16 protein-coding genes are annotated in these 15,311 nt (G+C 36.7%); 2 read left to right on the top strand and 14 right to left on the bottom strand.

What is annotated here, in order from left to right; genetic code table 11:
- The first annotated feature begins 66 nt into the window (after window positions 1-66).
- Window positions 67-1,893 (top strand): translational GTPase TypA, encoded by a 1,827-nt coding sequence (gene typA / locus K3248_RS02230; protein ID WP_220716732.1) that lies wholly within the window; start codon window positions 67-69, stop codon window positions 1,891-1,893.
- Window positions 1,894-1,956: 63 nt separating this feature from the next.
- Complete coding sequence (ppa, locus tag K3248_RS02225; RefSeq protein WP_220716731.1) at window positions 1,957-2,487, top strand: inorganic diphosphatase; 531 nt, start codon at window positions 1,957-1,959, stop codon at window positions 2,485-2,487.
- 39 nt (window positions 2,488-2,526) lie between these two features.
- Here ppa and K3248_RS02220 read toward each other — a convergent pair whose 3' ends face one another.
- From K3248_RS02220 to K3248_RS02155, 14 genes are all read right to left on the bottom strand, one after another.
- On the bottom strand, window positions 2,527-2,850 hold the full coding sequence (locus K3248_RS02220) for a DUF167 domain-containing protein (RefSeq protein WP_220716730.1): 324 nt from the start codon (window positions 2,848-2,850) through the stop codon (window positions 2,527-2,529).
- Window positions 2,851-2,873: 23 nt separating this feature from the next.
- Window positions 2,874-3,167, bottom strand: a complete 294-nt coding sequence (locus tag K3248_RS02215) for a YggT family protein (protein ID WP_220716729.1) — start codon at window positions 3,165-3,167, stop codon at window positions 2,874-2,876.
- 315 nt (window positions 3,168-3,482) lie between these two features.
- A complete protein-coding gene (locus tag K3248_RS02210; protein WP_220716728.1) occupies window positions 3,483-4,043 on the bottom strand; it encodes an invasion associated locus B family protein in 561 nt (186 codons plus the stop codon).
- A gap of 128 nt (window positions 4,044-4,171) precedes the next feature.
- On the bottom strand, window positions 4,172-4,687 hold the full coding sequence (locus K3248_RS02205; protein ID WP_220716727.1) for an RNA pyrophosphohydrolase: 516 nt from the start codon (window positions 4,685-4,687) through the stop codon (window positions 4,172-4,174).
- Window positions 4,688-4,727: 40 nt separating this feature from the next.
- Complete coding sequence (locus K3248_RS02200; RefSeq protein ID WP_220716726.1) at window positions 4,728-6,038, bottom strand: S41 family peptidase; 1,311 nt, start codon at window positions 6,036-6,038, stop codon at window positions 4,728-4,730.
- Entirely contained in the window at window positions 6,028-7,302 is a 1,275-nt protein-coding gene (locus tag K3248_RS02195; RefSeq protein ID WP_220716725.1) for a murein hydrolase activator EnvC family protein, read from the bottom strand. Before K3248_RS02195 ends, K3248_RS02200 begins: the two co-directional genes overlap by 11 nt.
- 107 nt (window positions 7,303-7,409) lie before the next feature.
- Window positions 7,410-7,892, bottom strand: coding sequence for a 23S rRNA (pseudouridine(1915)-N(3))-methyltransferase RlmH (gene rlmH / locus K3248_RS02190; RefSeq protein ID WP_220716724.1), 483 nt, complete (start codon window positions 7,890-7,892; stop codon window positions 7,410-7,412).
- Between the two features lies 1 nt (window position 7,893).
- Window positions 7,894-8,322 carry a ribosome silencing factor gene (gene rsfS / locus K3248_RS02185; protein WP_220716832.1) on the bottom strand — a complete coding sequence of 143 codons (429 nt, stop codon included), beginning with the start codon at window positions 8,320-8,322 and terminating at the stop codon, window positions 7,894-7,896.
- A 75-nt stretch (window positions 8,323-8,397) separates the two neighbouring features.
- On the bottom strand, window positions 8,398-8,991 hold the full coding sequence (locus K3248_RS02180; protein ID WP_220716723.1) for a nicotinate-nucleotide adenylyltransferase: 594 nt from the start codon (window positions 8,989-8,991) through the stop codon (window positions 8,398-8,400).
- A gap of 29 nt (window positions 8,992-9,020) precedes the next feature.
- Window positions 9,021-10,277, bottom strand: a complete 1,257-nt coding sequence (locus tag K3248_RS02175; RefSeq protein WP_220716722.1) for a glutamate-5-semialdehyde dehydrogenase — start codon at window positions 10,275-10,277, stop codon at window positions 9,021-9,023.
- Between the two features lie 48 nt (window positions 10,278-10,325).
- Window positions 10,326-11,465, bottom strand: coding sequence for a glutamate 5-kinase (gene proB, locus K3248_RS02170; RefSeq protein ID WP_220716721.1), 1,140 nt, complete (start codon window positions 11,463-11,465; stop codon window positions 10,326-10,328).
- Between the two features lie 14 nt (window positions 11,466-11,479).
- Window positions 11,480-12,493 carry a GTPase ObgE gene (gene obgE, locus K3248_RS02165; protein WP_220716720.1) on the bottom strand — a complete coding sequence of 338 codons (1,014 nt, stop codon included), beginning with the start codon at window positions 12,491-12,493 and terminating at the stop codon, window positions 11,480-11,482.
- A gap of 173 nt (window positions 12,494-12,666) precedes the next feature.
- Window positions 12,667-13,395, bottom strand: coding sequence for an RlmE family RNA methyltransferase (locus tag K3248_RS02160; RefSeq protein WP_220716719.1), 729 nt, complete (start codon window positions 13,393-13,395; stop codon window positions 12,667-12,669).
- 33 nt (window positions 13,396-13,428) lie between these two features.
- Window positions 13,429-14,730, bottom strand: coding sequence for a Ppx/GppA phosphatase family protein (locus K3248_RS02155; protein WP_220716718.1), 1,302 nt, complete (start codon window positions 14,728-14,730; stop codon window positions 13,429-13,431).
- Between the last annotated feature and the right edge of the window lie 581 nt (window positions 14,731-15,311).

The raw sequence follows: 15,311 nt of genomic DNA, 5'->3' as shown, positions 1-15,311 counted from the left end.
TCGTCAGGTAAAAGAATAAAAACTTTACCTCAAATGAAACTTCATGGAATGAAAAGAAGAAAATTTATGCAATTGCGTAACATTGCTATCATTGCCCACGTTGATCATGGGAAAACAACACTTGTAGACGGACTCCTTAAGCAGTCAGGAAACTTTCGTGATAATCAGCGCACGAGTGAGCGTATGATGGATTCAAATGATATTGAAAAAGAACGCGGCATTACAATCTTAGCAAAAGTAACATCTGTTGTTTGGAAAGATACCAGGATTAATATTGTTGATACACCAGGGCACGCAGACTTTGGTGGAGAAGTTGAGCGTATTCTGAATATGGTAGATGGAGCAATTGTGCTTGTTGATGCTGCTGAAGGACCAATGCCACAAACAAAATTTGTCGTTGGAAAAGCATTGAAAGTAGGATTACGCCCCATTGTTGCTATTAATAAAATTGATAGAGTTGATGCACGTGCCGATGAAGTCATCAATGAAGTTTTTGATCTTTTTGCTGCTCTTGATGCAACTGAGGAACAGCTTGACTTTCCTATTCTCTATGGATCAGGTCGTGATGGATGGATGGCTGAAACCCCCGAAGGACCAAAAGATCAAGGACTCGGTCCTTTATTTGATCTTGTAACTCGTCATGTTCCTTCTCCAACTATAGCGGAAGGGCCATTCCGTATGATTGGAACTATTCTTGAAGCAGATCCATTTTTAGGGCGAATTATTACAGGCCGCATTCATTCAGGATCTCTAAAACCCAATCAAAATGTTAAAGTTCTTGGACAAGATGGAAAACTTTTAGAAACTGGACGTGTTTCGAAAATTTTAGCATTTCGCGGACTGGAACGGCAATCCATTGAAGAAAGTATAGCTGGTGATATTGTAGCAATTGCTGGGCTGCAAAAAGGTACTGTTGCTGATACTTTTTGTGATCCTGCAGTCAATGAACCACTCATCGCTCAACCTATTGATCCACCCACTGTTACTATGAGCTTTCTTGTCAATGACAGCCCTCTTGCCGGAACAGAAGGTGATAAAGTAACAAGTCGTGTCATCCGCGACCGTTTGTTAAAAGAAGCTGAAGGCAATGTTGCTCTTAAAATTGAAGAATCCAGTGATAAAGATTCTTTCTATGTTTCAGGCAGAGGAGAATTACAACTTGCCGTTCTCATTGAAAATATGCGTCGAGAAGGTTTTGAGCTAAGTGTTTCACGCCCACGCGTTGTCATGCAAAAAGATGAGAATGGAACTATTCTTGAACCAATTGAAGAAGTAGTCATTGATGTTGATGAAGAATATTCTGGAACTGTCGTTCAAAAAATGTCTGAGCGTAAAGCTGAGATGATTGAATTGCGACCTTCTGGAGGTAATCGTGTGCGTCTTGTCTTTTATGCACCAACTCGAGGACTTATAGGCTACCAATCCGAACTTTTAACGGATACCCGTGGTACAGCCATTATGAACCGTCTTTTCCATGCTTATGAAGCATATAAGGGAGACATTGCTGGTCGTGTCAATGGTGTTATGATTTCAAATGATAATGGTGAATCTGTTGCTTATGCTCTTTTTAATCTTGAAGATCGTGGACCTATGTTGATTGATGCTGGTGTTAAAGTCTATCAAGGCATGATTATCGGCATTCACTCACGAGATAATGACTTAGAGGTTAATGTTTTAAAAGCAAAAAAACTAACCAACATGCGTGCTTCTGGAAAAGATGAAGCTGTAAAATTAACGCCTCCTCTTAAAATGACATTAGAACGTGCTTTATCATGGATACAAGATGACGAGTTGGTAGAAGTAACTCCCAAAAATATCCGTCTCCGCAAATTGTATTTAGATCCCAATGAACGCAAACGTTTTGAAAAAACACGCGGAACACTTTCAAGCTAACTTTAAAGCTTTTTTGGCTAAATATTTGATTACCCTTTATTACACTCCAGAAAGGATATTTATATGAACATTCAGGAAATACCTATTGGTAAAAATCCACCAGAAGATATCAATGTTATTGTAGAAGTCTCTCTTGGTGGCCAACCAATAAAATATGAAATGGACAAAAAATCAGGTGCATTATTTGTTGACCGTTTTCTTTATACATCAATGGTCTATCCTGGAAATTATGGTTTTGTCCCACAAACACTTTCAGAAGATGGTGATCCCATTGATGTTCTTATCTGTAACACTCGTCCACTCATGCCTGGTTGTGTTATCAACGTACTCCCTATCGGAGCTCTCATCATGGAAGATGATGGTGGGAAAGATGAAAAAATTATTGCTATTCCTACCCCAAAATTAACGCAACACTATATCAATATTCATGATTATACGGATCTTCCCGAAATTACACTCAAAAAAATCGAACATTTCTTTGAACACTATAAAGATCTTGAACCTGGAAAATGGGCTAAAATTGAAGGTTGGCGTAATAAAAATTTCGCACATGAATTGATTAAGCAAGCTATTGAACGCAATAAAGAAATATAACCATTTAAAATAAAGCCTATTTAAAAAATAGGCTTTTACTTATTCTTTTCCAGAAGTGCAACTTTCCAAAGATTGCCATATCTTCTTTAAATCTTCCACATATGTTGAAAAGTAAAGTTGTTTATAGCGAGATGTTGCACCATTTTTCACAGAGATACAAGAAGCTGGAACTTTCCATTGCTTGGCTAAAAATTTAATAAGTGCTTTATTTGCTTTTCCATCTTCAGGAATAGCACGAAGACGTATGACTAAATATTGCCTTCCATTATCTTTGCATTCAACTCCTATTATTTTGTCAATAGATGCTTTAGGAATGAGATATATAAACAGAATCAAGCCATTTGTATCAACTTGATAAAACATTTTCATTCGCCCATACAATCTTTCTATAAATACATGCTTGCATAAGCACGCCACATAAACGTACGAATAAAATAAATTATCACAAATACAACAATAGGTGAAATATCAATTGCTCCAAAATTAGGCAAAATTTTCCGAATACGACTTAAAACTGGATCCGTAAGGCTGTAGAGAAAGTTGCCTATCAAAACGACAAAGCGATTGCGTGCATTTATGATATTAAAGACATAAAGCCAAGAAAAAATAACACTTGCAATTAAAATATCAATATAAATATCAAAAATCAGATCAATCACCTGAAGTAACGCATAAACCATTCTTTATACCTCTTTCAATCAAAAAATAAGAGATTGTATATAGAGCGTTCATTAAAAACAAATCCGTTTAGCAAAAAATGATCTTATACTTCAGCATGCTTTTTTTCTAAACAGGTAAGAAAAAAATCCTAATTTCTCACCCCTATATTATGGAATATGAAACTTAACAAATAAATATTAAAATAAAAAATGACAAATAATTTAAGAATTCTAAAAATCCCTTACCCAATCATCCTACTCTTTTACACCTAAACTTTCTATACAATACTTAAACTAAAAACGGCCCCAAAAGGCCGTTTTAGTTTATTCTTAAGACTATTTCTGCAAAGCAATCAATCGATTAAGTGCATTACTAAAACCATTTAATTGAACAAATAAATCATTCAAAGGTGGCTCACCTGGAGCAGCAGTTTTCATAGCTAATTTTAAATGCTTTCCAGCCCGTAAAGCTGCTACGTAATTTTTATCAAAAGCTATTGGAACAATACATCCTGCTGGTACACAAGTCCGAATACCGGTTTCAATGACTGCTTTTCCCTCATCAACTTGCAAACGAACAGGTTTAGAGACCAAAACACCAAAAGGAACCACTAAATTACCAGATACAGCTCCATCAGCATTGAGAGTAACATTCATAACCAGGACAACTTGACCTTGATCATTTATTTCTTGACGGTGTATAAAGCAAACCTTTTTTCCATTTGCTATACCGCAGTTAATGTTCCACAAACCATAAGTTTCACTCAAAGAAGAAGCTCCATTTGGCAATGTTGCTTCTGTGGTTTTTGTTTCCGTAGACTTTGAATCTAATGCAAATGCCATAGAAGAAATACTCAAGAGAGTACAAACTATAAGTAAATTAAATAACTTTTTCATTTTATATTCCAGTTCTTTACATAAAGAAAAACACATTTATGATTATTTTAATAACTATATGTAATATAAATTACTTTAAAAGCATCTTAATAAAAAGAAAGTTTTCCATAACTGTATAGCCTTTATAATTATATAAAGCTACCTCGAAATTCATTCACAACTTTCATATAAACATGCCTTTTAAAAGAAATCACAATTGAAGGAATGGTTTCTAAATCAACCCATTTCCACTGATCAAATTCCGCCTTATTGCCATCTGGTGGTGGGTTAATCGAGATTTCAGAAAGCTCTCCTGTGAAATGAAAAGCAAACCATTTTTGTATTTGTCCACAATATTTATTATTTAATGTGTTCCCAACAAGTTCTTGTGGAAAATCATAATGAAACCAATCTCGTGCTTCTTTAATTAATTTCACAGATCGAATACCTGTTTCTTCATAAAGTTCACGACATGCTGCATCAAATGGCTCTTCATTTTCATCGATCCCTCCTTGAGGAAGTTGCCAACGATGGGATATATCAGCCTCTGCACGAGCGCCTATCATTAAACGGCGCCCAACCCAAACTTTACCTTCATCATTAAAGACAACTATTCCAACCGCTCTTCTATAAGGAAGAGTCTTCAAGTTAATCCCCGAATCCATTCAATTATCCCTCAAAAGCATTAGCTATATATACCTCTTCTTACTTTAAAATATCTTTATTGGGATCTGGTGGAAATGCTGCATTGACTATTTGACCTCGCAATAGCTTATAAGCCTCATGCAACTGAATATCATCTTTAGGGTCTTGCGGAATAAAGGCGGCTGAACCAGATCCTTTGTTGCTTTCTCGTTTGCCTTTAATATGCCCTTTTAATGCAGATTCACCAACCTTAACATTATAGCCTTTATATTTTTCAGGGAGTGGTTGCTCGACAACAATATCTGGTGTAATCCCAGTTCCTTGAATTGATGTACCAGACGGCGTGTAATAAAGCGCTGTTGTTAAGCGTAAAGCACCATCTTCACCTAAAGGAATAATTGTTTGAACAGATCCTTTACCAAAAGATTGTGTTCCTAAGATTGTAGCACGACGATGATCTTGTAATGCACCTGCAACAATTTCTGAAGCACTTGCCGAACCACCATTAATGAGTACAATGAGAGGCTTTCCATGAGTGATATCTCCTGGCTTAGCATCAAATCTTATCACATCACTCTTTTTACGTCCACGGGTTGATACAATTTCACCTTTATCGAGAAAGGCACTCGAAACACTTACCGCCTGATCTAAAAGTCCACCAGGATTAAGCCGTAAATCAAGAACGTACCCTTTAAGCTTATCTTGAGGAATTTTAGACTGAATATCTTTAATTGCAGCTTGAAGATTACCAAAAGTCTGTTCAGAAAACTGGATAAGTCTTAAATATCCAATATCATCTTCAACGCGATATTTTACTGCCTTCACCTTGATAATATCACGAACGACCTTAATTTCAAGCGGTTCATCAACACCGGAACGAATAATTGTTAAAGTAATAGATGTTCCAGGGGCGCCCCGCATTTTATTAACAGCTTCATTTAATGTCTGACCCGTTGTCTGTACACCATCGATTTTTGAAATGAGATCTCCCGCCAAAATGCCTGCTTTTGAAGCCGGTGTATCATCCATCGGAGAAACAACTTTAACTAAATTTTTCTCCATAGTTACCTCAAGACCAAGACCTCCGAATTCTCCCTTCGTAGAATCCCGCATCTCTTTAGCTTCTTTAGCGTTCATATAAGATGAATGAGGATCAAGCGATGAAAGCATACCATTGATAGCACTTTCAATAAGTTTTGTATCATCAGGAACTGTGACATATTGCATGCGTACACGTTCAAAGATATCTCCAAATAACGCGAGTTTTTTATATACATTATCTTCACTGCTCGCAGCGCCAGATTGCACTACAATCATTGAACTGGCGCCGAGCAATACCCCAGCGACCAAAAGAATAACTTTACGAATCATTTTGGTTCCTTCTCGTTTTTTCAGTCTGCCACCAAGGAGTTGGATTCACAGGTTTTCCCTGTTTTCTAAACTCAATGTAAAGCATTGGAGCTGTTTTGCCTATATCCAATGCAACACTGTTCGCAATAAATTGCATTCCCATCGTACCAAGAGGCTCTCCTGAAAGAACAAATTGCCCCTGAGTTACGTTAATTCTCGACATCCCAGTCAGAATAATATGATAACCACTTCCTACATTAAGAATAATTAATTGTCCGTAAGAACGAAATGGTCCAGCAAAAGCAACAAGTGCATCAGCAGGTGATATCACAACTGCTCCTGTTTCTGTTTCAATCATTTCACCAAAGCGCGTAATTTGCGAACTCTTATTAATGTGCTGTATCCTTTTTCCCGCAACAGGAAAAAGTAATGTGCCTTTACGACTTTCAAAATTGGATTGCTCTAATAATTGTAAATTTTTTTGTACTTGTATTGATGCATCAGCACTCAATTTTGATTGATTATCAAGCTCTAAAATTAACTCTTCTAAAGACTTTGCTTTTTGAGCAAGAATAACGCTTTGCTGCTGCTGCTCTGTAAGTTCTTGTTCTGATCTCTTTTGCAATTGCGCTTTTTTATCTAATAAAAGCTCTAGATGCTTTCGCTGTTCTGCTTGATTTTGCATTTTACTCTTCAAAGCTGCATATTCCGTAGAAATTGCATTGCTTAAACTGGTTAACTCTTTGAGACTTTCTGTTAAAGCTTTTGTTTTCTCTTGCATCTGAGATACGATCGTTCCTAGTAAAATAGAACTACGCATAGAAGTTAACACATCTGTAGGATGTACCATAAGAGCAGGAGGTGGATTCATTCCCATGCGTTCTAAAATAGCTAGAACTTCCGCAAATTCAGTACGACGTTTTTTCAAACTTTGGTGCACTTGTTCCCGCTTTTCTATCATTTTTTTAAGTTTTTCTTCTCTTTCAGCAATATCATTAGCTATTGTACGTTCTTCTTTAGCTACTTTTATAAGTGCGTTACTCAAAGAACGTTGATCTTTTTTTAAATGCTCAACTTGATTCTTAAGAAACGCAATACGCTCACGCGAAAGTGAGATATTTTTGCGAATTCCTACCAACGCTTTTTGTGCAGCTTCTACACTCCCACTACTCATTGTATCTTCAGCATACACTACAGAACAAAATCCTATAGTTAAGAACAACACGACAAATATCGCGCATTCCCCATACAAACATTGCATCTTTCTATGAAGAAGCTTTTTCATTTATCCTACCATTCAGCATCATTACACATACAAGAAATGCTTTAAATGGTGTCAGCTAAAACAATATTAATAAATATATAAATAGTGCTAAAAATTATACAAAAATATTAAAAACGATGATATGGATGATTACTTGCAATGGTTACAGCACGATAAAGTTGTTCTGCAAGAAGTATACGTGCAATTTGATGCGGCCACGTCATAAAACCAAACGATAAAAGAAAATCAGCACGACTCCTTACTTTTTCATTATGCCCATCAGGTCCTCCCAAAGCAATAATGATATCACGAACACCTGCATCACGATAAAAAACCAATTTTTCAGCAAAAGCAGGTGATGAAAGCGATTTTCCACGCTCATCCAGCACAATTAACTGACATTTTTCAGGTAAAAATTCAATAAGTTTTCTTCCTTCCTCTTCCATACGCTGGCATGCTGTTTGAGCACGACTTTCTGATATTTCTTGTAATCTTTTAAAATGAACCCCTACAGCTCCAGAACTTTTAGAAAAACGATCCAAATAATGATCAACCAATTTTTGCTCCGCTCCCTTTTTCATACGACCAACAGCAAAAATAGACATTTGCATCTTAATGATCTCCAACGAGAAGTGGTTTTGTATTATTTAAATCTGGAGCAAGCCACATTTTTTCCAAATTATAAAAAAGACGAACTTCTGGCCGAAAAAGATGAACAATAATATCTCCTGTATCAATCAATACCCAATCACCTTCAGCAAGCCCTTCCACACTTGTAATGCCATAGCCATTCTGTTTCCAAATACATAACAGATGGTCAGCAACAGAAGCTACATGACGCTGTGAATGTGCTGAAGCTATAACAATATAATCAGCTAAGGATGATTTCTCTTGAATATCAATGGCAAGTATATCTTCCGCTTTGTTATCTTCTAAGCTGTTGAGAATAACTTTAAGCTTCTCCTCAACAGAAAATAATTTTTTTTCTGATGAAGATGAAAGACAATAAGAACGATTTTGTGAAGTATGTTCCAGACCAATATCCTTTCTTAATTATTTAAAACATAGAAAAAGAAGCATCTCTCCAAAAAAGAGAAGCAGAATCTTATAAAATGTTCAAGAAAAATCATTCTCCTTTAAACGAAGATTTGTCGAAGATTGAAAAGATAAAGGTCCATGTAAATAAATCCAAGCTGGTGGTTTCATAAAAGGTAATCGTATACTGTCTCTTTCATCCACACGAAAACGACGGTAAATATGTGCCATAGGAGAAGAGAATGCTGACATATGCGCTAAAGGGCGATCAATAATTGCAATAGGAATCATAGACACAATATCATGCCATCGATACCAATAATGCATTGTTGCAAAACTATCTGCACCCATAATCCATACAAAATGTACTCCACGATAATGCGTAAGAATATGCGAAATTGTATTTACTGATATTTTACTACCTATAACCTGCTCAAAACCAGTAATGCGAATCTTTGGATGATCAATCAATTCAAAACTTAAGCGCATTCTTTTCTCTAAAGAACGTAACTGTGAACAATCTTTTAAAGGGTTTCCTGGAGTGACCATCCACCATAATTGATCAAGATGTAAACGCCGAATAGCCGTTTTTGCAACAAGCAGATGTCCCGCATGTGGTGGATTAAAGGATCCACCAAAAAGCCCCACAATATTAGATTTTTCAACATGAGGCATGCGATCTTTCCATAGAAAAAATGGATTTTTCAAGGTCTAACCTGCCCATTTCCTTTAATATGATATTGAAATGACGTCAACTGCTCAACACCTATGGGACCACGTGCATGCATCTTTCCTGTTGCTATACCAATTTCCATTCCAAAACCAAATTCACCTCCATCAGCAAACTGTGTAGAAGCATTATGTAGTAAAATAGCTGAATCTAAATGATTAAAAAAACGCTCTACCACTTCCCTATCCTCAGCAATAATCGATTCTGTATGTCCTGAAGAATAACGCTTAATATGCGCAATGGCTCCCTTAACACCGTCAACCGTTTTAACAGAAAGAATGGCATCAAGATATTCACATGACCAATCTTCCTCAGACGCTAACTTTACGGTTGGTAAAAGACGAACAATATCTTCTGTTGCACGAATTTCACAGCCCTTCTCTTGTAAAGCCTCTAGAACAGGCAGAAACTTTTCTAATGCTTGTCTATCTATCAGAACTGTCTCAACAGCACCACATATACCCGTTCGTCGCAACTTTGCATTCAATACGATATCACATGCCATTTTTAAATCTGCTGATTGATCAATATAAATATGACAAAGCCCTTCTAAATGTGCAAAAACTGGAACACGTGCATCAGATTGAACACGTGCAACAAGACTCTTTCCTCCACGAGGTATAATGACATCAATCGTTCCATCCAATCCTTTAAGCATTTCTCCAACAGCATCACGGTTTTTTGTTCCAACCATTTGAATCGTATCTTTAGGAATACCAGCTTTTTCCAATCCGCTTACTAATGCGCAATGAAGAGCATGAGAAGAATGAAAGCTATCCGAACCACCACGTAAAATTGCAGCATTTCCAGATTTTAAACACAAAGCACTCGCATCAATTGTAACATTTGGTCGACTCTCATAAATGATACCAATTACACCCAGAGGTGTACGGACACGACTAATATGTAGTCCATTGGGGCGTATCCATTCGCTTATCACTTGTCCAACAGGATCAGCTAAACAAGCAACTTGGCGGACACTATCTATAATAGCACCTAAACGTACTTCATCTAATTTAAGCCGATCAATCATTGCTGACTTTAAATTATTTTGAACAGCCTTTTCTAAATCCTGATGATTAGCCCGTAAAATCTCAATTGCTTGCCCCTCTAAGCTCGAAGCTATCATCTCTAACGCCTTATTCTTTTGCTCAGAGGAAATAACAGCTAACGCTGCTGACGCTTGGCGTGCTTTTTGGCCCATTTCCTTCATCTGTTCTTCTAAAGTCATAGTATAATCCGCTTCGCTAAAACAATATAAAAAGTAAAAATGACTATCTTAAGCAGAATTTGTTAAACATCGTAAAACCATATCATTACGATGCACCATAGCGGAGCGCGCTTCATATCCAAGGATAGTTTCAATTTCTTCACTTTTACACCCCATAATGCGTATTGCTTCTTCTTTACCATAACTTACAAGTCCACGCGCAATCTCAATTCCATTTGCATCAATAATAGCAACGGTATCTCCACGATGAAATCCTCCCTCAACAGCAATAACGCCTGCTGCTAATAACGATTTACCTGATTTAAGAGCCTTGACTGCTCCTTGGTCAATTGTCAAAATACCAGAGGGATCTAAATGACCAGAAATCCATGTTTTCCAAGCGTTGACAGGCTTTTCACCAGCAGCAAAAAAACTCTTACGTTCCCCTTTATCAATTGCTGCAAGAGGATGCATACGTTTTCCTGAAGTAATAATCATAGCCGTTCCCGCAGAATTTGCTATTTTTCCAGCATCTAGCTTTGTTTTCATTCCTCCCCGAGAAAGTTCTGAAGCAGAAATATCTGCCATTTTTTCGATATCACTCGTAATTGATGCAATAAAGGGAACAAATTCAGCTGTTGGATCTCGATGAGGAGACTTCGTATAAAGACCATCAATATCTGATAATAGTATCAAAAGATCTGCCCCCATCATCGTCGCCACACGTGCTGCTAAACGATCATTATCACCATAACGAATTTCACTTGTTGCAACAGTATCATTTTCATTAATAACAGGAATTGCTCCAAAACGTAAAAGCACATTCATTGTAGCGCGCGCATTAAGATAACGCCGTCGCTCTTCTGTATCAAATAAAGTGAGTAAAACCTGTCCTGTTTTTAATCCATACTGAGCAAATGCATGACTATATGTTTTTGCTAGTTCAATTTGCCCTAAAGCAGCACAAGCCTGACTCTCTTCTAATTTTAAAGCTCCCTTAGGGAGATGAAGTAATGTTCTCCCTAAAGCAATGGCTCCCGAAGACACTAATAAAATCTCAACGCCTTTCTGATGCAATGCAAAAATATCACTTATCAAACTTTTAAGCCATTCAGCATGTAAACCTGTCTGAGGATCAACTAAAAGAGCAGATCCAACTTTGATGACAATGCGCTTATAGTGTACAAGTTTTTGTAATTCAACTGCCATCCTTATCAACCCTGCTACTCTTGACCCATATCTTCTTTACGTGCCATTTCAATAATATGTGCACAAGCACGTAAAACATTTTCTAAACCTTCACGACTAACTGCAGAAAACATCATAACAGATTGACCAATTATTTTTTGCAAAGCCTCTTGTTTAGCTTTACGTTCCTCAAGAGTAAGCGTATCTATCTGACTTAAAGCTACAATTTCAACTTTATCACTCAGATTATTTCCATAAGCCTTTAATTCATTACGAACAATCCGATATGCTTTTGCTACATCTTCTTCTTGAGCAGAAATCAAATGGAGTAAAACACGACAACGTTCTACATGTCCTAAAAAACGGTCCCCAATTCCTACACCTTCATGCGCCCCTTCAATAAGACCAGGAATATCAGCCAAGACAAATTCACGGGCATCAATACGTGCAACACCAAGATGAGGATACAAAGTCGTAAAAGGGTAGTCTGCAATTTTTGGTTTTGCAGCCGTCACAGATGCTAAAAAAGTTGATTTTCCAGCATTTGGTAAACCAATAAGCCCAGCATCCGCAATTAACTTCAAACGAAGCCATAATGTACGCTCTTCTCCTGCTAATCCAGGATTTGCACGGCGAGGTGCTCTATTCGTAGATGTTGTAAAATGGAGATTCCCAAAACCGCCATTCCCTCCTTTTGCAAGACGATAACGCTGTCCTACTTCCGTTAAATCACAAATTAGTGTCGTATTATCTTCTTCAAAAATTTGCGTCCCAACCGGTACTTTCAGGATAATATCATCGCCCTTTTCACCCGTCATATTACGGCCTTTACCATGTCCACCTGTTTTTGCTCTAAAATGCTGCTGATAGCGATAATCTATTAGTGTATTAAGTCCATCAACCACAATGGCCCAAACATCACCTCCACGTCCTCCATTACCTCCATCAGGACCTCCAAACTCTATGAATTTTTCACGCCGAAATGATACTGCCCCTGCTCCTCCACTACCAGAACGAATATAGATTTTAGCTTGATCAAGAAATTTCATGGAAACAGCTCACTGAAAAATCAATCCTTTTACTCTTCTTATTAATACGTAAAGCTTTATAATGTTTTATCATTTATAATAAAGAAAACTACAAATAATATTACTCGCAACCGTTTAAAACCATTCTTACATTTCAATATGTAAATAACTTTCAGCCTTCTGAAAAGAAGACACTATTGTTGTACTTTTGTTTTTCTCTTGAATTCAAGCGCAAGAAGATAAAGTTCTACTGATGCTGATCGGCTTGCAGGCGGTTTAACATGGTAAACTTTTTTAAAACTCTGTTTTAATGTGGTAAGAAGAGTATTTTCTGCCCCACCTTGAAAAGTCTTTGCTAAAAAATGTCCTCCAGGTTTGAGAACCGAAAGCGCAAAATCAGTCGCAGCTTCACATAAGTAAACCGTCCTTAAATGATCCGTCTGGCGATGGCCTGTTGTTGGTGCTGCCATATCAGAAAGAACCACATCTGGCTTTGCCCCTAAAGTATCAATTAATTGCTGCGATGCATTAGCATGCAAAAAATCCATTTCTAGCATGACAACCCCAGGCAATGGATCAACATGCAAATAATCAATACCAACAACGCTAGGATTTTCATCGCTGGATCCTACTATACGTCCTGCTACCTGACACCACCCTCCTGGTGCTGCTCCTAAATCAATAATTTTTTGCCCTTTTTTAAGAAACTTGTAACGATCATTCATTTCAATAAGCTTATAAGCTGCACGCGAACGATAACCATCTATTTTTGATTGATGGACATAAGGATCATTCAAATGCCTCTCTAACCATCGACGCGATGACGCTTTAATGGTTCCTGCTTTTTTCTTTACACGCTGATATAATTCATGCGATCCTGAACCACCATATCCACCTGTTGGTGTTTTTCCTGTTTTTTTCATAGTTGTTCATTATCTCCGTACTTTGATAACTTCCTAACGTTTAAAACCTCTCCTTTTCTTATAACGACACCATACACCATCGCGTAACATCAACTCTATCAAGATTCCTTCTCTTACCCCGCGATCAGCAACTCTTAAGCGCTGACTGGGCCAAACTTCTCGAATAACATCTAAAATTGCACAACCGGCTAAAATCAAATCTGCTCTCCCCCGCCCAATACAAGGATTTATAACACGTTTATTCATATTCCATGATAATAAACGTTTCACCATAAGAGTAATATCTGTATCATTCATCCAAATACCATCAATTTTTTTCCGATCATAACGTTTTAAATTAAGATGTACTCCTGCTAAAGTCGTAATCGTTCCAGAAGTTCCCAAAAGATGAAACTTTGAACTCTGTGCTAAAACCCCTAATTTATGACGATCTGTAAAGCAATTTAAAAAACCGCGCACATAGTTTTTCATTTTTTCAAAATCATCTAAACTCACATCACTCCCACCAAAATGCTCAGCAAGCGTGACAACACCCACAGGAAGAGAAGTCCAAGCAATAATTTGTTCAGCTAAATGTAAAGAACGTTTTTGAGAAAAATCAAGAAGTACAATTTCTGATGATCCCCCTCCAATATCAAAAAGTACAATTGCATCAGTATTTGGCTCAACGAGTGTACCACAGCCTGTAACAGCAAAACGTGCTTCTGTTTCCCGATCAATAATTTCCAATTCAAGGCCAGTCTCATCCAAAACACGTTGAATAAAATATTTACCATTTTTTGCTAAACGACAAGCTTCTGTTGTAATTAAACGATAACGCTTAATAGGCCTTTTCTTTAGCTTTAAATGACAAATCTTTAAGGCTTCAATCGCTCGATCCATAGCCTGTGTCTTTAGAAAGCCATTATTTGCTAATCCCTCTCCCAATCGTACAATACGTGAAAAAGCATCCACAACTCGAAAATGCCCCGGTTTACTAGGAGATGCTATCAACAGACGACAATTATTTGTTCCCAAATCAAGTGCAGCATAAAGAGGTGGGCTTTTAAAGCTAGATACCCGTGGAAGAAAAGAACTTTTTTGACTTTTTATTTTTTTGATACCTAAAGGAATATTGGCTTCACAAGCTATATTTGGCTGAATAAGAACTTTTTTTTGTTTGCAGCATATTTTTTGCAGTTGTTTTCTATCAGTAGAAAGAGAGCAAGCCTCTTTCTGTAGTAATGTACCACAATCTTTTTGAAGGTAACCACGATGACCATACAATTGCTTTACTCTAGTACAATAAACTCTTTCTCGCTTTGACACTTTAAAATCATAATCTAACGAGGACATTTCTCTTATCCCTTAAATCTCTACTTCAAATAAATAAACGTAAGGACTCTTGCGCTCATTATTAAAGTTAAAGTGACAATGCAGAATCAAATTATAAATATCAAGAGAACATTATCTCGTTTCTATCATTAAAATATTGTACACTCATATCCTTAAGACTTCTAAAAAATCTTTTGATCATTTTTACAAAATCATATTTTTTTATGATTTAAAACTACAAATTAATTGCTTATGCTCATCTTTTTTGTAGTCTTACATGCTTCTCTTTGTACCCTTTATATGAATGAGATTGCTATTATAAAAATAAATGCACATCTTTAAAGCAATTTCATGAATCATCTTTTTTCATATTTACAAAATAACAACATTGTAATTGTATAATAACCGCACTTTTATATAATCACCATCAAAGTTAACTAAATATGCGATTGTATGCCTCTTTCTCTTCAAAAAAAATTGTGTTCAAAATCAGTATAAAACTTTCATAAAAAATCTTTTTCTGAAGAATTCTATTCTTACTACACACAATCTATTTTCAATAGCTTGCTGTTAGTAGCTAACGTAATTTACCTTAATAAGCC

The organism is Bartonella raoultii, assembly GCF_019659805.1.
In the GTDB taxonomy this organism is placed as follows: domain Bacteria; phylum Pseudomonadota; class Alphaproteobacteria; order Rhizobiales; family Rhizobiaceae; genus Bartonella; species Bartonella raoultii.
Note: the sequence above shows the minus strand (reverse complement) of the source record. Positions and strands in the feature narration are given on the sequence as shown.